The 22,260-nt window shown below is 49.5% G+C and carries 13 protein-coding genes and 1 tRNA gene; 7 read left to right on the forward strand and 7 right to left on the reverse strand.

The window, feature by feature from the left end; genetic code table 11:
* Positions 1–59 precede the first annotated feature (59 nt).
* Positions 60–136 (reverse strand) — tRNA-Arg (locus IO95_RS04225).
* Between the two features lie 310 nt (positions 137–446).
* Between IO95_RS04225 and folD the strand changes: the two genes are divergently transcribed.
* Both folD and ybcJ read left to right on the forward strand, forming a co-directional pair.
* Positions 447–1,313 carry a bifunctional methylenetetrahydrofolate dehydrogenase/methenyltetrahydrofolate cyclohydrolase FolD gene (gene folD, locus IO95_RS04230; RefSeq protein WP_023489232.1) on the forward strand — a complete coding sequence of 289 codons (867 nt, stop codon included), beginning with the start codon at positions 447–449 and terminating at the stop codon, positions 1,311–1,313.
* A gap of 11 nt (positions 1,314–1,324) precedes the next feature.
* A complete protein-coding gene (ybcJ, locus tag IO95_RS04235; protein ID WP_023489231.1) occupies positions 1,325–1,537 on the forward strand; it encodes a ribosome-associated protein YbcJ in 213 nt (70 codons plus the stop codon).
* 70 nt (positions 1,538–1,607) lie between these two features.
* On the opposite strand, the gene fucO is transcribed toward ybcJ, so the two are convergent.
* The 6 genes from fucO to IO95_RS04265 form a co-directional block, all read right to left on the reverse strand.
* Positions 1,608–2,756 (reverse strand): lactaldehyde reductase, encoded by a 1,149-nt coding sequence (gene fucO / locus IO95_RS04240; protein ID WP_037384019.1) that lies wholly within the window; start codon positions 2,754–2,756, stop codon positions 1,608–1,610.
* 47 nt (positions 2,757–2,803) lie between these two features.
* Positions 2,804–3,451, reverse strand: coding sequence for an L-fuculose-phosphate aldolase (gene fucA / locus IO95_RS04245; RefSeq protein WP_023489229.1), 648 nt, complete (start codon positions 3,449–3,451; stop codon positions 2,804–2,806).
* A 284-nt stretch (positions 3,452–3,735) separates the two neighbouring features.
* Positions 3,736–4,734: a LacI family DNA-binding transcriptional regulator gene (locus IO95_RS04250; RefSeq protein ID WP_037384022.1), complete on the reverse strand. Its 999-nt coding sequence runs from the start codon at positions 4,732–4,734 to the stop codon at positions 3,736–3,738.
* Between the two features lie 190 nt (positions 4,735–4,924).
* Complete coding sequence (locus tag IO95_RS04255; RefSeq protein WP_023492323.1) at positions 4,925–5,878, reverse strand: ABC transporter substrate-binding protein; 954 nt, start codon at positions 5,876–5,878, stop codon at positions 4,925–4,927.
* 86 nt (positions 5,879–5,964) lie between these two features.
* The gene (locus IO95_RS04260) at positions 5,965–6,948 is read right to left on the reverse strand and encodes an ABC transporter permease (protein WP_023492325.1); all 984 of its coding nucleotides are present in this window, start codon (positions 6,946–6,948) and stop codon (positions 5,965–5,967) included.
* Positions 6,949–6,951: 3 nt separating this feature from the next.
* Positions 6,952–8,451, reverse strand: coding sequence for a sugar ABC transporter ATP-binding protein (locus tag IO95_RS04265; RefSeq protein WP_023492326.1), 1,500 nt, complete (start codon positions 8,449–8,451; stop codon positions 6,952–6,954).
* Positions 8,452–8,943: 492 nt separating this feature from the next.
* Between IO95_RS04265 and fucI the strand changes: the two genes are divergently transcribed.
* The 5 genes from fucI to IO95_RS04290 form a co-directional block, all read left to right on the forward strand.
* Entirely contained in the window at positions 8,944–10,722 is a 1,779-nt protein-coding gene (fucI, locus tag IO95_RS04270) for an L-fucose isomerase (protein WP_023492328.1), read from the forward strand.
* Between the two features lie 104 nt (positions 10,723–10,826).
* Positions 10,827–12,269 (forward strand): L-fuculokinase, encoded by a 1,443-nt coding sequence (gene fucK / locus IO95_RS04275; RefSeq protein ID WP_023492330.1) that lies wholly within the window; start codon positions 10,827–10,829, stop codon positions 12,267–12,269.
* A 21-nt stretch (positions 12,270–12,290) separates the two neighbouring features.
* Entirely contained in the window at positions 12,291–12,722 is a 432-nt protein-coding gene (gene fucU / locus IO95_RS04280; protein ID WP_023492332.1) for an L-fucose mutarotase, read from the forward strand.
* A complete protein-coding gene (gene fucR / locus IO95_RS04285) occupies positions 12,719–13,441 on the forward strand; it encodes an L-fucose operon activator (protein WP_023492334.1) in 723 nt (240 codons plus the stop codon). Before fucU ends, fucR begins: the two co-directional genes overlap by 4 nt.
* Before the next feature lie 552 nt (positions 13,442–13,993).
* The coding region (locus tag IO95_RS04290; protein WP_037384025.1) for an autotransporter outer membrane beta-barrel domain-containing protein at positions 13,994–22,260 on the forward strand (8,267 nt) is incomplete at its 3' end.

Genomic DNA, 22,260 nt, shown 5'->3' on the forward strand with positions numbered 1-22,260 from the left:
AGTATCAGGGAGTATAAAGGATAAAAAGAGAATTCAGTAGAGTCTGGTTTACTTCAAAATGGTACGCCCTACAGGATTCGAACCTGTGACCTACGGCTTAGAAGGCCGTTGCTCTATCCAACTGAGCTAAGGGCGCATTGAGAAATGGATGCGGCAACCGAGGTTGCGGGTTGGGATTATACGGTCAGTGGTTATTGAGTCAATGCCTTTTCATAACCTGACGGCAATAGGCGTGTTTTATGGTGATTTTTCGTGCATAACATTCTGATATAACCGATGTTCACTCAAGTTGCCGCCCTCCATCTTTGATTGTATAGAAAGGAAAATACCAGGGTTCTCTGGTTGGTTTTCGCACTAACGCCGATTCAAAGCCTGACAGCGCGCCTCTCTTCTGACAAAATAGGCCTATTCCCCCCGCTTTTGTTAAATGATGGATTTCCTCACTGATGTCAGCAAAGATTATTGATGGTAAAACGATTGCGCAGCAGGTTAGAAATGAAGTGGCTGCACAAGTTAAACAGCGCCTTGCCGCCGGCAAACGGGCTCCAGGCCTGGCGGTGGTGTTGGTGGGCGAGAACCCGGCTTCACAGATTTATGTCGCCAGCAAACGCAAAGCCTGTGAGGAAGTGGGCTTTATCTCGCGCTCATACGATCTCCCCGCGTCTACTACCGAGCCAGAGCTGTTGGCGCTGATCGATAAATTGAATGCTGATACTGAGATCGATGGCATTCTGGTGCAACTGCCGTTACCGGCAGGGATTGATAATGTAAAGGTGTTAGAGCGCATCCTGCCGGATAAAGATGTTGACGGTTTCCACCCTTACAATGTTGGCCGGTTGTGTCAACGCGCCCCCAAACTGCGCCCTTGTACCCCACGGGGGATCGTCACCTTGCTGGAACGCTACAATATCGATACCTATGGCCTGAATGCCGTTGTGGTAGGCGCGTCCAACATTGTCGGCCGCCCAATGAGTATGGAGCTGTTGCTGGCTGCCTGTACCACCACCGTGACCCATCGTTTCACCAAGAATCTGCGCCACCATGTGGAACATGCGGATCTGCTGATTGTCGCCGTCGGTAAACCCGGGTTTATTCCTGGCGAGTGGATCAAACCGGGTGCAATTGTGATCGATGTCGGTATCAACCGCCTGGAAAGTGGTAAAGTCGTCGGGGATGTAGATTATGAAGCCGCCAGCCAACGGGCAGCCTATATTACGCCGGTGCCGGGTGGTGTCGGCCCAATGACGGTAGCAACACTGATCCAAAATACCTTGCAAGCCTGCGAGGAATATCACGACATTCAACCTAACTAAGTTAAGGCAGTATGGACATTTTTAATCTGGAAAATCACCCTCACGTCGAACTGTGTGATCTATTGAAGTTACAGGGCTGGTGTGACAGCGGCGGTGGTGCTAAAGAAGTGATCGCTGAAGGGTTGGTAAAAGTTAACGACCAGGTGGAAACACGTAAACGCTGCAAAATTGTTGATGGCCAAAAGGTCAGCTACCGCGGCATGAACGTGATGGTTAAAGCCTGATATTACCTGCCCGCTAAATCATGCCGGGCTAATCTATAGCCCGGCATGGTTATTTCGTTACCCTAACGCGCTAAAACGCGGCCCGATAGAGTGCTGCAATCTCTTCCAAGGTGGCGGTGCGCGGGTTACCACCGGTACAGGCATCATCAAATGCCGCCTGCGCCAGTTGTGCAATATCTTCTTTTCGTACACCTATCTGTTCAAGCGAAGCGGGGATGCCCACATCCTGGTTGAGTGCTTCAACCGCGTTCACCGCTAACTCACGCGCCTGATCCAAGGTCGCTTGTGAAACATCCACCCCCATTGCCTGGGCGATTTGGCGGTATTTTTCCCCGGTAAATTGCGCGTTATAGCGCATGATATGAGGCAGTAAAATCGCGTTAGCCACGCCGTGTGGCGTGTTATAAAACGCCCCCAGTGGGTGTGCCATACCGTGGACCAACCCTAAGCCCACATTAGAGAACCCCATCCCGGCAATGTATTGCCCTAACGCCATATCTTCTACGGCATCTGAATTGCCAGCCACTGAATCCCGTAATGAACGGGCGATAATTTCAATCGCCTTAAGGTGCAAAGTATCGGTTAATTCCCATGCGCCACGGGTAATGTACCCTTCAATGGCGTGGGTCAGCGCATCCACACCGGTCGCCGCTTTCAGCGCGGCGGGCATGCTGTCCATCATATCGGCATCAATAAAAGCCACTAACGGGATATCATGAGGGTCAACGCAAACAAATTTACGGCGTTTCTCTTCATCGGTGATGACGTAATTAATCGTCACCTCTGCCGCCGTACCGGCAGTGGTAGGAATCGCTAAAATAGGCACGCTGGGGCGTTGAGTGGGCGCGACACCTTCCAGGCTGCGGACATCGGCAAACTCTGGGTTGGCAGTAATAATGCCAATCGCTTTACATGTGTCCTGTGGTGAGCCGCCGCCGATGGCGATCAGGTAATCCGCCCCACTCTCCTTAAATACTGCTAACCCTTGCTGTACTACGCGGATGGTCGGATTGGGCATAACTGCATCAAATATCTGATAATCAAGGCCAGCTTTATCCAGTTTCGAGGTCAATTTTGCAACCACACCACAGGCCACCAAGGTGGTATCGGTGACAATCAACGCTTTACGGTATCCCCGGCGTTTAACCTCGGGTGCCAGTTGGTTGACCGCGCCACGCCCAAACCATGCGGTTTCATTCAAGATCATTCGATTTGCCATAATGAAAAGCTCCGTAGTAAGAAAAACAGTGTCCCGCCGTTTGCGTTTTACTCTTCAACCCGCAGGCCATAGCTCTTAAATTTCTCCAATACAATGGCTATTTCTTCATCAGATAACACTGGTACGGGATCAACAATCGGTAAGATTGACAGATAAAGTTCCGCCAATACTTCAACCTCATGAGCCAGCCACAGCGCTTTTTGCAGATTGGCTTCACACGCGATCATCCCGTGGTGTTGTAATAGCGTGGCTTTACGGTTTTTCAGCGCAACGGCAACTTGCTCAGAAAGCGGTTTTGAGCCGAAGGTGGCATAAGGAGCGCATGGGATAGAGTTCCCCCCGGCGGCGGCAATCATATAGTGAATAGCCGGGATGGGCCGGTTAAGAATCGAGACCGCGGTGCAATTTATAGCGTGGTTATGCACCACTGCATTGGCATCTGGCCGTGTTTGATAAACCGCCTGATGAAAACGCCATTCACTGGAAGGGACCTTGTCTGCTTCATGTTTGCCGTTGCCATCAATATAGACGATGTGCACAGGCGTCAGATCCTCATAGGGAATACCGCTGGGGGTAATCAGCATACCGTCTTGGTAACGCACACTCACATTACCCGCCGTGCCTTGGTTAAGCCCCAAGCGAGTCATCTCTAAGCAGGTGTGAATAATGTCGTGAGCGAGTTTATCTCTTGCCATTTTTTGCCTCGTTGCTCAAATTAAAAATCAAGTGAAGGTATGCACTGATATTCAACCGGCCTCAGTTAATAATAAAATTTCAGATAAAAATATGTGACAAAGCTCAATATAATCGCCCTATTTATTTAAAAACAGAATCACAACAGCAATAAAAAATGCCCGTTTAAGGTTAATTAATCGCAAACGGGCATTTGTTAGCTGGCGTTTTAAATAAATGGGTGCCTGCCGGTAAAAATAAGGTCAATAAATAGGGTTAACCGGCAGATTTAAGGCGAGAATAATGATCAGAGGTTACAACGACGCTTAATCAGTTTCATGGTCACTTTTTCTGTACGTCGTGCGGGTTGACCATCAATGGCCTGTTGCATTAATTCAAATGCTTTTTCTGCCCAGGTATCTTCATCCTGTTGCATTGACCAGACATTATTGGATAAAAAGCCCAGCATCGGGTGTTCATCAAAGGTACCGATATTAATATGATGTGGGATATCACCACAGTGCTCACGAAGCGCTTTGATCGCCCCTTCCAACATGGGTAACGATGAAGCAATAAAGGCTTCTGGCACACCGCCGCGAGCAATAAGTTGCTTCATCAATTGTGCGCCACCTTCAGGGGTATTTTCATCCGTTTGCTCAACCCATTGTGGCTCACCGGGGTGCTCCTGCTGTAATGCGTGCAGATAACCCTGTAGTCGATCATTAATGCTCGGCAACGCGGTATCTCCCACTAAAAACCACAGCGGGGTTTTAGCTGCTTGCAACATCGCTTCGGTTAGCATGACCGCCCCGGCAAAGTTATCTGACTCAACCAGGGCGTTATCGGTAAATTTAAAATCGCGATCCAGTAACACCAGCGGTTTTTTTACCTGCCGTAAATGATGCTGCTGATTTTCCAGTGTGGAAGGGGTAATAAACAGGCCATCAACATTACGGGCAATCAACGCGGTGACCAATTTATTTTCATAATCGACATCATTATAAGTACAACTGATCATTAACTGAAAGCCGGATTTACGGCAACGTAATTCTAGTTTTTCTGCCAGTGTGGCGAAGAATACGTTTGAAATACAGGGAATAATTAACCCTAAGGTGTCGGTTTTATTTAATTTCAGGCTACGGGCAGAATGGTTAATCGTATAGCCATAACGCTCTACATGCTCATTAATCCGGGCTTGTGTTTTAAGGCTAATGCGATACTGCTGCGCTTTATTACTTAATACCAGCCTCACGGTTGTAACTGACAAATTCAGGTCAGTTGCAATCTGTTCTACTGTCTTGGCCATTACTGTTTTTCCCGGAGATATCTGTTATTGAAAATTATGGTCATTATATAACAGATGTTCAATACATATAGCCAAGTTAACTCAAACTAGCGGATTGTTGGTTACGCAGGGGGTACACACCGGTGTATCCCCTGCGAAGGTTGCTGAACGGTTTGCCGCCCATAGGTAAATCAGATGATTCAAGGCAACGCTATTGTTTCTTACCAAATGGGTGCAGTAACTTATCTACCGCTGGCTCGTTAACATTCTTCATGCTGACGTATTTCACCGGGATATCGATCACTTTGGCCACCGTTTTTCCATTGATGGCGTCATCAAGCGCTTTAATCCCCTGATAGCCGATCTGGTAGGCATCCTGCACCACAAAGCCCTGAATAACCCCCGACTTCAAGAAGTTGATGATGGCTTCGGTACTGTCAAACCCTACTACTTTCACCTTGCCTTTAATGCCTAAGCTATCCACCGCGTTTGCCACCCCTAAGGTAGACCCTTCGTTGGTGGCATAGACCCCCGCCAGATCCGGGTTGGCTTGCACCATGTCGATGGTTTTATCCATCGCTTTCTGTGGATCACCATCACTGTATTGAACCGCTAGTACTGTTACCTGCGGATACTTCTCCTTCATCTGCTTGGCAAAGCCTTCGGTACGTTCAATGGCCGAAGTGGTGCCAGCAACATGCGCCACCACCCCGACTTTACCTTTGCCACCAATTTCCGCCGCCAGGGCATCGGCTGCCTCGGCACCTGCTTTTACGTTGTTGGTCGCGACAAAGCTAACCGGTAATGAAGAGTTCACACCGGAATCAAAGGTGACCACTTTGATGCCATTTTTATTGGCGGTTTCTACCAAAGGCGCCAAGGCGTTGGCATCCAGCGCGGCTAGCAGAATGCCATCTGGATTTTTCGCCATAGTATTTTCCAACAACTGGATTTGTTCAGCGATTTGCGTTTCATCCGCTGGGCCAACAAAACTGGTGGTGACACCAAGCTGTTTCGCGGCATCTTCCGTCCCCATTTTCACTGTCTGGAAAAACTCGTGCTGATAGCCTTTACTCACCACTGGAAGTGATAATGTTTTGCTGTAGGCGGTGCTGGCCAGCAGCGTGGTCAGTAATACGGTACTTAAAATAGTTTTATTCTTCATGTAACTAGCTCCGTATGTTGTGGTTTTTATTGCCGAGTAACGCGGTTTTTTCTGCTGTTATTTCAACAAATGTTATTTCATCAGGGTTAACGCATTTTTTTACGTAATGTATCGAGATAGACCGCAGCCACGACCACAATGCCCATCGCCACCATTTGCCAGAATTGAGAGACGCCCATCAGGTTAAGGCCGTTTTTCAGCACACTCATGATAAATGCACCAATAATCGTGCCGCCGATGGTACCCACGCCCCCCATCAGGCTAGTACCACCAATAACCACAGCGGCGATGGCTTCAAGTTCATAGCCTACCCCCACGGTGGGTTGCCCAGAGTTCAAGCGCGAAGCGAGGATCACGCCTGCAATACCAGTCAACAAACCACAGAAGGCATAAACGAACACTTTCACCCGCTGAACTTTAATGCCGGATAAATGCGCTGCGACTTCATTACTCCCCACCGCATAGACATAACGGCCAATCACTGTTTTCTTAAGAATGTAGGCGGCAATTAATGCGATGATCACCAGGTAAAATACCGGGTAAGGCAACACGTCGAACAAGCGCCCTTGGGCAAGCAGTTTAAAAGTTGGATAATCAGAGAAGTAAATGGCTCGCCCATCCGTCATCACCATATTGATGCCGCGCACGGACATCATCAGCCCGAGGGTGGCGATAAACGGCGGAATGTTGCCACGAGTCACCAGCAGCCCATTGACGCAACCGCAAAGCCCACCCGCTAGCATGCCGGCAATCACACAAACTATCAGCGGCATACTAAAAGAAGCACACAGCCCAACCACCACACCGGCAAACGCCACCACTGAGCCTAATGAAAGGTCAATGCCGGAGGTGATGATCACGTAAGTCACGCCAATCGCCATTATGCCAATCACCGAGGTTTGCAGGGCGATGGTCATAATATTTTCAGTTTTAAAAAAGTACGGCGAGCTGAAACTAAAAAAGATCACCAGTAATACCAGACTTAATAAAGGTGCCAAGCGCATCAGCAGGGCTTTATTGATTTTACGCGGTTTCGCCAACGGGGTGGCGGGAGTTAATGAGTCGGTCATGATTCAATCCTCTAACGTCGCATATTTCATGATACTTTCCTGTGTGGCGCTGGCGTTATTTAACTCGCCAGTAATGCGGCCATTGCGCATCACTAAAATACGGTCACACATGCCAATAATTTCCGGTAATTCTGAGGAGATCATGATGATAGATTTCCCTTTTTGTACTAATCGGTTCATTAATTCATAAATTTCCAACTTTGCACCAACATCAATGCCGCGTGTTGGTTCATCGAAAATTAAAATATCGGTGTCTTTGCACACCCACCGGGCAATAATTATTTTTTGCTGGTTCCCTCCACTTAAATAGAGCGCAGCCTGTTGTAAATGGGGCGTTTTAATCCTCAGCGTTTTCACTAATTGCTGGCTGACCTCATGGCACTGCTTTTCTTTAACAATCCCAAATTGATTGGAGTATTCAGGGAAGTTACCCAGCATGATATTCAATTCAACTGACAGGCCAAGCGCTAACCCCTCTTTTTTACGGTCCTCCGTCAAGTAGCCAATGCCCTGCTCAATGGCCTGAGAAACATGGTTAATGTGGGTTAATTTCCCATTGAGCCACACTTCGCCACCATCAATTTTATCGGCACCAAATATTGCTCTGGCCAGTTCCGTCCGCCCTGCGCCCATTAGCCCAGACAGGCCGAGGATCTCACCGCGATAAAGGGAGAAATTGATATCCCGCAATACCTCTTTACGCTGCAGGTTTTTCACTTCCAGCACTTTATCTTTGCCGGTGAAAGCCGGGCGACGCGGGTAAATATCCCCCAGTTCGCGCCCCACCATCATCGCGATCAGGTCGCTAATCTGTACCGAGTCATAATCCACCGTGGCGATAAACTTGCCATCGCGCATCACCGTGGCCCGGTCAGCAATCAGCGCCAACTCCTCAAGGCGGTGGGAGATATAAACCACACCAGTACCCTGTGCTTTGAGTAAGCGCGTCACCTGGAACAGGCTATCGATTTCACTTTCTGTCAATGCGGCAGTGGGCTCATCCATGATCAACACTTTGGCATTAACCGAAATCGCTTTAGCAATTTCCACCATTTGTTGCTGAGCCACAGTAAGGTCCGCCACCCGCATTTCCGGTTTTACTTTCAAATTTAACTTCGCCAGGATATCAATCACCTGGGCGCGTTGTTTTCTGACATCTAATTGCCAACGGTTATTCTTGCAAAACTCCCGGCCAATAAAAATATTCTCTTCCACCGTTAAGTCTGGGAACAGATTAAACTCCTGGTGAATAATGGTGATCCCTAAGTTTTGCGCTATCAGTGGGCTGGGGAATGCCACCTTATTACCTTCAAAAATAATTTCCCCTTCATCTTGCTGATAAACTCCAGAAAGAATTTTCATCAGTGTTGATTTACCCGCACCATTTTCCCCTAGCAGTGCATGAACTTCTCCACGACGTAAATTAAAACTGACGTTATTTAATGCCACCACACCGGGAAACCGCTTGGTAATATGATTCATCTGCAAAAAATTATCTGACATGGCGCTTTCTTTCCCTTGAATCAAGTGTCGCAATAGGTAGAAAACGGGAAAGACACATGCCCATCAGATCAGGGGTTGGCTGGCATGGAGACTATTTTTCGCCAGAACCTGGGGCATAGAACCCGCTCGACATTTTTAGCTAACTCGAATTAGCAATTTCTAGATAAACCTATGCAAACTCCGTCATCCAGACAAACACTTTGACGTCAAATTGTGATGACGCTCAACTGAAATAGTTTATTCCAATGAAAATAAACAACTTTTTTTATTTACCTCGGTTTATGCCTTTTCCCTATTAACCGATATTGCGCCGAGTCGTGAAAGACATCACAGTTTACGAATAAAAATATTGTCTATATCACTGACAGATATCTATGCTACATCGAGTTAGCAAAACAAAAAGCAGTGCTATTTCACGCTATTTATGCTGTCAGCAGCGCGAAATGCTATCACCTAAAACAGTTAAAAGATTTATCAGCGCGAGGGATCACAATGAACCGTTTAACGACTTTACCCAAGATTGGTATTCGCCCAGTGATTGATGGGCGCCGTATGGGGGTACGCGAGTCACTCGAAGAGCAAACCATGAAAATGGCACAAGCCACAGCTCAGCTATTGAGTGAACAGTTACACCACCCCTGTGGCGCTCCTGTTGAGTGCATTATTGCCGACTCTTGCATCGCCGGTATGGCGGAGTCTGCCGCCTGCGAAGAAAAGTTCAGCCGCCAAAATGTCGGGCTCACCATCACAGTGACCCCCTGCTGGTGTTATGGCAGTGAAACCATCGATATGGACCCATTACGCCCCAAAGCTATCTGGGGGTTTAATGGCACAGAACGCCCAGGCGCGGTCTATTTGGCTGCAGCACTGGCTGCCCATAGTCAGAAAGGCATTCCGGCCTTCTCCATTTACGGCCATGACGTGCAGGATAGTGGCGATAACCAGATCCCTGCTGATGTACAACAAAAACTGCTGCGCTTTGCCCGCACTGGCTTGGCTGTCGCCAACATAAAAGGCAAAAGTTATCTGTCAGTTGGCGGTGTTTCAATGGGGATTGCCGGTTCCATTGTTGACCACAATTTCTTTGAATCCTGGCTCGGAATGAAAGTACAAGCGGTGGATATGACCGAACTACGCCGCCGCATTGATCAAAAAATTTACGATGAACAGGAACTGGCACTGGCGCTGGCATGGGCAGATCAACATTTCCGTTTTGGACCAGATTTGAACTCGGAACAGTATCGGCGCTCACCAGAAAGCAACCGCGCGGTTCTGCGTGAGAGTTTGCTGATGGCCATCTGTATCCGTGACATGATGCAGGGTAACCCGGCTTTGGCAGAAAAAGGTTTCACTGAAGAATCATTAGGCTACAACGCCATTGCTGCCGGTTTCCAAGGTCAGCGCCACTGGACAGATCAATACCCTAACGGTGATACCGCAGAAGCCCTGCTCAACAGTTCATTTGACTGGAACGGGGTGCGTGAACCCTTAGTTGTCGCCACCGAAAACGATAGTCTCAACGGTGTTGCCATGCTGTTCGGCCATATGCTGACCGGCACCGCACAGGTGTTTGCCGATGTCCGTACCTATTGGTCACCTGAAGCGGTTAAGCGTGTCACCGGTAGTGAACTGACTGGTCAAGCCAAAAACGGCATTATCCACCTGATTAACTCCGGTTCGGCAGCGCTGGATGGCACCTGCCGCCAATCAGACAGCCAGGGTAATCCCACCATGAAGCCGCACTGGCAAATCAGCCAGCAAGAAGCCGACCAGTGCCTGCAAGCAACTCAATGGTGCCCGGCAATTCATGAATATTTCCGTGGCGGTGGTTACTCCTCCCGTTTCCTGACCCGGGGTGGCGTGCCATTCACCCTGTCACGGGTCAATATCGTCAAAGGTGTTGGGCCAGTGCTGCAAATTGCCGAAGGCTGGAGCGTTGAATTACCCGCAGAGATGCACAACGCTCTGGACAAACGCACCAACGAAACCTGGCCAACCACTTGGTTTGCCCCACGCCTGACAGGCAACGGGCCTTTTACTGATGTCTATTCAGTAATGGCTAATTGGGGGGCCAACCACGGCGTACTGACCATCGGGCATGTTGGCGCTGATCTGATTACCCTGGCCGCCATGCTGCGTATTCCCGTCTGTATGCATAACGTGGAACAGAGTGACATCTATCGCCCGTCCGCCTGGGCGGCACATGGTATGGATCTAGAAGGCCAGGACTACCGCGCCTGCCAGAACTATGGCCCGCTGTATAAGCGCTAACACCGTCATTGCCAAATAGTGGCGTGGTGTATCCCCGTTGAGGCAAGTTGCAGCCAAGCTCGTCTTCTGCAGCTTGCCTGGCAACGGGTAAACGAGGAATCATAATGAACCGTGATATTGTCATTGTCCTGGATTGCGGTGCCACCAATGTGCGCGCTATTGCGGTAAATGCGCAGGGAGAAGTGGTCGCCAAAGCGGCCACCCCCAATACTAGCCAACCCGCAATGGAAAACGACCAGTGGCATATCTGGTCACTGGACGACATATTGCAGCGTTTCGCTCAGTGCAGCCAGCAGATCGCCCCACAGTTGCAGGGGGATCGTATTCATGCACTCACAGTGACCACTTTCGGTGTTGATGGGGCGCTGGTGGACGCAAACGGGCAACTGCTCTACCCGATTATTAGCTGGAAATGCCCACGAACAGCGGCGATTATGGCAAATATTGCTGACTACATTACGCCAAGCGAATTACAAACCATTTCAGGCATCGGCCAATTCAGCTTTAATACCTTGTACAAACTGCTGTGGTTAAAGCAGAACCATCCTGAATATCTGGAACAGGCCCACGCTTGGCTATTTATCTCTTCTTTGATCAACCAGCGCCTCACCGGGGAATTTACCACTGACCGCACCATGGCGGGCACCAGTCAACTGCTTGATGTGCGTGAAGAACATTTCAGCAGTACCATTTTGCAGCGTATCGGTCTGCCCGCAACGCTATTCCCTCCGTTAATCAGTGCGGGTGAACAGATTGGTCGTCTGTTGCCACACATGGCTGAACGTTTAGCGCTGCCTGCCGGTATTCCGGTGATTTCCGCCGGGCATGATACTCAATTTGCCCTATTTGGCTCCGGTGCCGGGTTACAGCAACCGGTGTTATCGTCCGGCACCTGGGAAATTCTGATGGTGCGCACCCCGCAGGTAAATACCTCGTTATTACCGCATTTTTCAGGTTCAACCTGCGAGCTGGATAGCTGCCAGGGTTTATTTAACCCCGGCCTGCAGTGGCTGGCATCGGGGGTGCTGGAATGGGTGCGGCAACTCTACTGGCGCAATGAGGCGTTGCCTGAGGTTTATGGGCAGATGATTGCTGAAGCGCGTGCAATCCCCCCCGGTTCAGAAGGTTTGCGTATGAATTGCCACTTGCTCGATCAGCAGGCACAAGCGGGCTGGTACGGTGTTGGCTTACATACCAATCGTGGCCATTTTTATCGCTCTGCACTGGAGGGGCTGAGCTGGCAACTGCGCCATAACCTGTCGGTGCTGGAACGAATTGGTGGCTTCAAGGCCGAGGCATTGCAACTGGTTGGCGGCGGTAGCCGTAATGCCTTGTGGAACCAAATCAAAGCAGATGTGCTGAATATGCCAGTCAAGGTGCTGCAAGAAGCTGAAACCACCGTGCTTGGGGCCGCCATGTTTGCCTGGAGTGGCGCGCGGTTCTACCACTCGCCGGAAGAAGCCCGACAGCAGGTGAATTATCGCTATCACACTTACTATCCCGGTGAGCAAAGCGCTTTATACCAGAGTTTCGCTGCTGAGCACTGATGATTTTAGAAGGAACCGACGATGCTAAAAAATATCTCCCCATTGATTTCGCCCCAGTTATTAAAAACCCTCGCCGAAATGGGCCATGGCGATGAAATCATTTTCTCTGATGCCCATTTCCCAGCTCACAGTTTAGGGCCGCAGGTGATCCACGCAGACGGTTTAGCCGTAAGCGATCTACTCGTTGCTGTTATTCCCCTGTTTGAGCTCGACAGCTACGCGCCACCTCTGGTGATGATGGCCCCGGTAGCGGGCGATGCTCTGGACCCTAGTGTAGAACAGCGTTATTTGCAGGCACTGTTTGGTGCTGGGCCTACGACGCCACAGCCGATAGTGCGCATCGACCGTTTTGCGTTTTATCAACGAGCAAAAACAGCGTTTGCGATTGTTATCACTGGGGAAAGGGCAAAATATGGCAATATCTTATTGAAAAAAGGGGTTACCCCTGCATGAAAATGGCGCGTCATCAGCGTATCGTACAACTGCTGCGGCAGCATGAAACCTTGGCGACCGAAGAACTCGCCACACGTTTATCTGTCAGCAAGGAAACCCTACGACGCGACCTGAATATGCTACAAGCGCAAGGTGAAATCATTCGCCAGCATGGGCGAGCCAAGATCATTAAACGCGATACCCAAGACAGTGGCGACCCCTTCAGTGCCCGGTTGAAAAGTCACCTCAGCAGCAAAGCGGATATCGCCCGCCAGGCTCTCTCGTGGATCGAACCCGGCATGCTGATTGCGCTTGATGCCAGCTCAACCTGCTGGTATCTGGCGAAACAACTGCCTGATATCGACCTCACCGTGTTCACTAACAGCGTGCGTATTTGCCAGGAACTGACCAAACGCCAGCATATTCAACTGATCAGTTCAGGTGGTCTGCTGCAACGAAAATATGCCTGTTATGTTAATCCGGCCCTGGTTTCCCAGCTCAAAGCCTTGGAAATCGACCTGTTTATCTTCTCTTGTGAGGGTCTTGATAAACAAGGTGTGTTATGGGATTCCAACAGCACTAACGCCGAATTCAAATCCCTGCTGCTCAAACGCGCCCTGCAATCGTTGCTGCTGCTAGACAAAAGTAAAATCAACCGCACCAGCGAGGTAAAAATTGGCAACTTGGCAGAGGTGATGAGCGTGATTTCCAACCTAGAAGATATCACTGCCAGCAACTAAAAAACGGCGGCACTCGTCGTGCTGACTTCGTTGTTCCTGCCTCGTCTTACCCTACTCGCCGCTGGTAACAGCTACAGAAGAAATCACTCACCAACATCATATAGTCAATTGTATTGGGATAATGAAAAAACCCCGGGTGAACTACGCATGAAACAGACCTGTATAGCAAAAGAGCTTTTTTATTAACCCGTTCATTTACTTTTCTATACCTTGTCTTACGCTTAATGATGCGCAATACATCAACTTTTATTGATCTTACTGAGTAAGCACCGTTCAAAGATGAGCAAAATCTTGCTTTTTTTTCTAACTGGTTGTTTTTATTAACTGAATGGTTTTATTCACTGAATGTTTATCCCAATAAGTGTCATAAATACAGTCAGTTAGGGTCAGAAGTCAACCTGTACGCGCAACTTGTCAGGGGTCGATTCAGACCAAAATCAAGGTAGTACGTGAAATAGCTCCGCTGGAAGCGGTTTTTATAGTTGGCTTTATTTCACATATAAAAACAAATGGTTATCAGAAATAAATCCATTATGTCTAAGAGGCTTGTGTATGAACAAAGTTTACAAGGTGATCTGGAACGCGGTATTACGTATTTTTGTGGTTGCCAGCGAGTTAGCGAAGAATAAACAGAAAAAATCCTCTTCTGGTAACAGTCTATTGCCTGATAACCCCCAGCGATTGCACTCTCTTAACAATAAAAAAAGTAAGCTATTTAAAATCAGTGCGATAACCGTAACATTGTTGAGCGTATTCGCGCCTTTCAACCCAGTTTACGCCATTACACAACAGCAATGTCTTGATATGGGCACCGCTTGCGCCTTGATAAATAACCGGGCAGATTTACTCGAAGCTCTAAGCCCAACCGGCACCGCCACCACGTTGTTATTAACTCAAAATGTCAATTATGCTGGAGCAGCCGTAGTTCCTATTTCTCAAAACCGTTCTAATCGGCAAAACATCATTATTGATGGTGGTGGCCATTCGATAACCTTTGGAGTCATGGCCTTCGAAGTTCCTGCTGCGGATAACGTCCCCCCTACTAACTGGCCCGGTCAAAACGCCACACTCACTTTCACAAACTTCAGTAACTTTATCTCTACCACAGGGACAACGGGTAGTGCTCACCTGGTTTCAGCACAGATTGTCGCGCTCAATATGACCGTGATTATGGAAAATAACGCTATACTGCTGAATAACAAACTGGTGGCATTTGGCCCTGATACACCCTCTGGTACCCCTAATAATAACAGTATTCTACGCTTGGGGGATAATGGCCCCAGTGTGCTGAATATGGGGGCGTTCCGCCAATGGGGCGTCGCCAGTAAAGTTGAACTGACCGGTACATTAGCCCTAACAATTATACCGGGCGCTTTCCCTGCAGTATTTTGGAGTAACGCTAACGCCGCAAACAGTATCATTCATTTTACTAGCACTTCCGATGCAAGCTTCCTGAGCTCCGTTGCCGGGAACGCCAATGTCCGTTTAACCAATGGGCCGGCTAATAACACCATCAACGCAGATAATGCCACCTATAATTTTATTATTGATGATGGTGCCAAAGTTAACCTGAATATTACCGGGCAGAATGTGCTGGGGATCTCTAACTTTGGTGTACAAATTGGCTCTTACGACCCACTCACCGGGTTTGGCCCTGGAGCCGTTGTCCAGCTTAACAACTGGAGTAATACAACTGTCCCCGCCCCGGTGATTAACCATCAGATCAGTAATCTTCCTAGCACTAATGCCACCGCAGCCATATTCAACGGCCCAACCTCACCGTATGATGTTATTTATAATTTGGCAACAGGTTCAATTATTGTTGCTGCCAACAACACTCTTGTCTCGGGCATTATCGCGCGAAAAACCACCGGCACGGGGAATATTTATATTCGCTCTGGCGCACTGATTTCAGATGGTACCGCGAATGTTTCTTTGGGTACCGGGATTACAGCAGAAACCACCGCCACAACAGCAACCGGTAATATTTTAGTCAAAAACGAAGGCACCATTCTTAAAGCCACCGGTATTTTGCAAAGAATCAGCTCTACGGTTGGCACGGGGAAAGTTATTAACCAAGGAGTTATAACCAGTACCGTAGCGGGTATTAACTTGCTGAGTAATATACCAGACAGAATCGCCATGAGTATTGATAATACCAATGGGGTTATCAATGCCAATACTGGCTCAGCAATTAATATAGGCAGTGCCAACATTGATCTGGATTTGCTCGGTGGAGAGCTTAATGTTAATGGCACTGACCCTGCGATTAACGTTAACCCAGATAACGCTGGAACTCACACGATCACTGGCGTCAATGTTAACATTAATAGCGATGCTACTGCGATCACCTCAGGTTCGCTGTCTACCTTTAACCTTTATGATAATACTTTTTCTACTATCGACGGTGCATTATTTAAAGAAATAAGCGGGTTAAACTTCCTTTATGGCACCCGAAACAACATTATTAATATTTCAGGTGCAGGAAGGGGGATTTACCGGAGTTTTAATGGCATCGACCTTACTAATGCCTACTTAACCATTAATGCTAACGGTGCGGGAAGTATCGGTTTAAGTACCGCAGGTGTTCAGGATGGTGATGCAAATATTATTGTGGGTACCAATACCATTATTAATTCTACCGCAGGCAGTGCCATTGATTTTCAGAATGGGATACCCCAAAGCCTGACAAACTATGGTGAGATCAATGGCAGTGTTTCCATGGGGAACAGTGGGAACACCATTATCAATAATGGCACATTATACTCGCTTGATAGCGGAAGCGGTGATGATACCTTAACCTTCAACCCTAATTCTATCAGTCAGGGGTTAATTGATCTTAGCGATGGTAATAATACCGTAAATATTTATGATGGTTCTTATGTCAATTCAATTAATACCGCCAGTGGCGATGATATTTTCAATATCATTGATTTAACGCCCAATAGTAACACCATGTTAGGTGGCCTTGATGCCGGGGCTGGGAATAACACGCTTAACTTTATTAATTCTATTCGAGCCCTTAACCTTGCCACCCGGTTAGAAAATTTCAATAATATTAATATTGATGCCACATCAATCATTACCTTAGCCGATAGCAACAATATCAGTAGCGGTAGCCAAGTTAATTTAACCGACACCACCAGTCAGTTATTATTTGGCGATACCTACAATGGACAATTCGGCGGCATTCTGGCGGGCACTGGGGCCGCCACAGTACAAAATGGGGCCAATGTCACCTTGGTCAATGCCAGCCCCTTCCTCGGTGACTGGACCGTTGATAACGGTGGCATACTCAATGCCAGCCAGGAAGATCAATTAGGTGCAGGTTCAGTTTATTTAGCTGGGCTGTTGAACTTAACCACCATCAGCAACTTCAATAAACAGTTAATCGGTAGCGGCACACTGCATGTTGATGCCAACAATAACAGCTTTGGCTTTGGTGCCAATGTCGGTTTAGGCTTTACTGGCCTGATGGACATGAACAACGGCAGCTTTGCCCTAACGCCAGCCAATGCGCAAGTGCTCTCTAATGCAACATTGCGCGGATCCGCCAACAGCCTGATTACCGTGCCAACGGGTAACAGCCAAATAGGTAACCTCAGTTTGAATGGTGGCACCATCCAGTTTGCCGATGGTGGCGTCATCACCACTGGTCTACTCAATGTTGAAGCTGCCTCGGTGGTGCAACTGGATACGGCTAGCCTCACCGACGGTAATTTATTAGATCTGGATGTTGGCGACCTCACCACGCTGGTTGATAGCAGCAATACTCTCAGTGCTGGCCAACTGAACAGTCTTTATCTGCAGGATCTGTCAGGCAATGCCCTGTCAAACGGATCGCTGATTGACTACCTGCAAAATGGCAATCTGGTGGCAATCAATACCTATAATTTCGCCTTGTCCAGTGATCCTGGTTTGAAAATATCCTATGCACCCACGCAAATCGACCTTCAGACTGCACAGACACTCACTCTCAGTTCCGTTGGTGCAACCGATAGCACCCTATCCGCCCGGGTCACTGGCAGCGGTAATTTGGCAATTGGCAGCGATAATATCGCACTAACGCTAAATAACACCCTGAATGACTATACGGGGAATACCTCAGTCAATGGCGGTATTCTTAATGTCGGGGCAAACCAGGCGTTGGGTAACACCAATACCCTCACTGTCGCCAACACAGCTACCCTGAACCTGTCTGGATACAGCCAAACCGTGGATTCCTTGGTGAATGACGGTAGCTTTAACTTTGCTGGTGGCACATTAACTCTCCGTTCCGGGGGAAGTAGCAATAGTGTTGGTGGGCTCAATGGCGGTGGTGTGTTAAACATCAATGGCGGGACCTTTACCGTCAATGGGGCTAACAGCTTATTCTCCGCGCAAACAACCATTGCCACTGGTGCCAATGCGACACTCAACGCAGCAGATGCATTAGGCAACAGTAATATTGTGGTGGATGGCACCCTTAACCTCAATGGCGCTGATACGGCCTTTGATAACACCTTGTCTGGTGCTGGCCTGGTTAATATCAACAATGACCTGGTGTTCACAGGGAATAATCAGGCACTCTCGGGTGCTATTGATATTAATGCCAACTCAAGCCTGACTATTGATCAAACCAACCAACTCGGCACCGCTGACATTGATTTAACCGCCGGGTCATCACAGCTGATTCTGGATAATTTACAAGGCAACCTCGCCAATACCTTAAGTGGCGTAGCGGGTGCTACCGTTAGCGTGGAAAATGGTTCAAACACCACCTTGATCGGGACCAATACGCTGTTTGATGGCCTGTTTGCCATTGATGGTACCAGCCAACTTATTGTAGCCAGTGATCAACCGCTGGGTACTGCAACCATTGATATTGCCACCGGCGGGCAGTTTATTTTTAACAATTACCTTAGCGGTGTGCTCTCTGCATTAAATAACGATATCACTGGCACCGGTACTTGGTTATTAAACGGCAGCAATATCGACCTTGCCAATAATAGTCATCTCTCCACGTTCGGCGGTACGGTGAGAATTAATGATGGCTCATCCCTCACGTTAGACAATCAAACCGCACTCAACGCCAATACTATCTTTGACGTCGTCAATGGCCTTGATAGTCTCAATATTCAGGGTAATGCTGCCTTTGCTCTGGCCAATCAACTCACTGGCAACGGATGGGTCTATGTCGATAACAATGGCCAGTCATTTGATTTCACTAATAGCAATAATCAATTCACCGGCAACCTGGTGTTGCAAAACACCCAATTTGTCCTGAACGGTCTTAATACATCCACGTTAACTAATGCTGATTTAACGCTGGATACCGGCAGTAACACTACTGTGGGTGTTACCGGGGTGGCCTCTAATGAGACCATTGGCAATTTAAGCTTGAACGGCGGCACCCTCAATTTCTACGGTGATCTTCTCAACGAAAGCACCATTACCACCGACAATCTGCTCGCCAGTAGTGGCATTATCAATATTGCAGGTGGGATAACGTGGAATGACGCCGGCAGCAGCCTGTTAAATCAAATGGCGAATAACGCCTCAATGGCGCTGATTTATGCCAATATCGCGACCGGCATCGATAACCTCACCCTGCATATTGATGACACTGAGGTGACTAACCAATCGGTAGCATCTGACCTGATCCAGAACAACCTTAGGGTGGCCCAAGGGCTCTATAACTACGCACTGTCGAATACCCGGGGCGCAGACAACGGGTTATTCCTCAATTTTAATCTGATCCAGCTCAACCTGATTGAAGATGGGCAAGATGCCCTGCTGGTGGCCACCGATGCCACCCCTGGCAGCAATCATGACCTGTTAGCGCTGGTTACCGGCGCTGGGGGCATCGTTCTGGATGCGTCCGCAGCACCGCTCACTATCTCCAACAGTGGCAACAACTACAGCGGTACCACCCGGGTGACCGGCGGCACGGTGCTGTTAGGGGCGAGCAATTCCCTGGGGCTGACCCAACTGTTAACGGTGGATAGCAACGCTCTGTTGAATATGGCTGGCTTTACCCAGACCGTGGGTGAACTGAATAACCTCGGTGCCCTGACGCTCAATGGCGGTACATTAACCAATGATGGCCTGTTGACCAACGCTGGTACCCTTAACTTGGCGGGCGGTACCCTCAATCTGCTGGGTGGTGGCACCTCCACCGCCACCGATGGCCTGGCGGGTGCGGGTAACCTGAATGTGTCGGGCGGCAGCTTAATCCTGAGTGCCGATAACAGCACCCTGTCTGCTATCACTACTATAGCGGCGGGTGCCGATGTCACCTTAACCAATACCGGTACCCTGGGGAACGGTGACATCAACATCGCCGGGGTCCTGAATTTTAACCGTGATGGCAGTTTCGGCAATCGACTCCGTGGTAACGGGATGGCCAATACTAATGCCAACGTCCAACTGACCGGCAACAGCGACTTTATCGGCACCCAGTCGGTCAATGCCGGCGGTACCCTGACGGTGACCGAGGCCCACAATCTGGGGGCCGACAGCGCCACGGTGGATTTAACCACCACTAGCTCTACGCTGGTGTTTGACGGTCTTGCCGGTATCGTTGCTCAAACCCTGCAAGGTATCGCTGGCTCCACCGTCAGTATTGATAACAGCGCCGATATGTCTCTAACCGGCAATAACACCGCCTTCAACGGGCTGTTTGCTATTGATGGCGACAGCCAATTGACCGTCGGCTTGCAACAAAACCTGGGCAATGGTGCGGTAGATATCGCCAACGGCAGCACCTTGCAGTTCCTGAACTATGCTGGCAATGTGCCCACAGATCTGGCCAATACCCTGACTGGCAGCGGGACTTGGTGGATCAACAATAGCAATATCACCTTGGCAGATAACACTACTCGGTTGACTGGCTTCGATGGCCTGATAGACATCAACGGCAATGCCCGCTTGACCCTGAATGAGCTCACCAGCCTCAATGCCGCTACCCAGTTTAATGTGCAGGGAACGGGCGATAATCTCGATATCACCACATCTGGTCTGTTCAATTTCAATTATGCGCTGACCGGCAGCGGTACAGTGAATGTGGATACCGCCGGCCAGGCCTTCAGCTTTGGCAATGCGGTAGGGGCTCTGTTTGGCGGTGATGTACACCTCAACAGCAGCACCTTCTCACTGGCTGGGGCCAATACCGCGGCGCTCACCGCTGCCACGCTGGTGCTGGAAAACGGCAACACCACCACCGTCGGGGTATCCGGTACTGCCAGCAACCAGACTATCGGCAACCTGACCCTCAACGGCGGCACCCTGCAGTTTTATAGTGGCACGGCTACCAGCGCCGAGAGTACCCTGACCACCGACACGTTCACCGCCAATAGCGGGATCATTGACATACTCGGGCCGCAGTCTGCCCCGAACACTGGGGGGTCGTTACTCAATCAGATCGGTAATAACTCTGGCAAGGCACTGATTTTCTCCAACAATGCCACCAATATCGACAACCTGACACTGCACCTCAATGGCGCGGCTGTGCCCAATCAACCACTGGCTTTTGACCTGACCCAGAACAGCCTGACCGTCGCCCAGGGGATCTATGATTACGGCCTGTCGAATACCCGTGGCACAGACAACGGGTTGTTCCTCAATTTTAGCCTGATCCAGCTCAACCTGATTGAAGATGGGGCAAATGCTCTGGTGGTAGCCACCGATGCCAACCCGGGCAGCAATCATGACTTGTCGGTGCTGGTGACTGGGGATGGGGGGATCGTTCTGGATGCGTCCGCAGCACCACTCACCATCTCCAACGGGGGCAACACCTACGGCGGTACCACCCGGGCGACCGGCGGCACGGTGCTGTTGGGGGCAAGCAATGCCCTGGGGCAGACCCAACTGTTAACGGTGGATAGCGACGCCCTGTTCGATATGGCCGGTTTCACCCAGACCGTCGGTGCACTGGATAACCTCGGTGCCCTGACGCTCAATGGCGGCACCCTTAATCTACTGGATGGGGGCACTTCCACCGCCGCCGATGGCCTAGCCGGTGCCGGCAACTTGAATGTGCTGGGGGGCAGCTTAATCCTGAGTGCTGATAACAGCACCCTGTCTGCTATCACTACCATTGCCAGTGGTGCCGACATCACCTTAACCAATGCCGGTACCCTCGGTGACAGTGATATCACCGTTGCTGGCGCCCTGAACTTCAACCGTGACGGCAGCTTCGACAACCAACTCAGTGGTGACGGAGTAGTTAATACCAACGCCAACGTCCAACTGACTGGCGAGAGCGACTTTATCGGCACCCAGGCTATCAATGCCGGTGGCACCCTGACGGTAACCCAAGCTAACAATCTGGGGGCCGACAGTGCCACGGTGGATTTAACCACCGATACCTCCACTTTGGTGTTTAACGGCCTGCAGGGTATCGTTGCTCAAACCCTGCAAGGTATCGCTGGCTCCACCGTCAGTATTGATAACAGCGCCGATATGTCACTGACTGGTGATAACAGCAGCTTCAACGGGCTGTTTGCCATTGATGGCAATAGCCAATTGACCGTCGGCTTGCAGCAAAACCTGGGTAATGGCGTGGTAGACATCGCCAGCGGCAGTACCCTGCAGTTCCTGAACTTTGCCGGTAATGTGCCGTCGATGCTCGCCAACACCCTCACCGGCAGTGGTACCTGGTGGCTCAACAACAGCAATATCAATCTGGCGGGCAACACTACTCGGTTGACTGGCTTCGATGGCCTGATCGACATCAACGGTAATGCCCGTTTGACTCTGGATGAACTCACCAGTCTCGATCCCGCTACCCGGTTTAATGTGCAGGGAACAGGCGATAACCTGGATATCACCACCGCTGG

The sequence above is a fragment of the Serratia sp. DD3 genome, assembly GCF_000496755.2.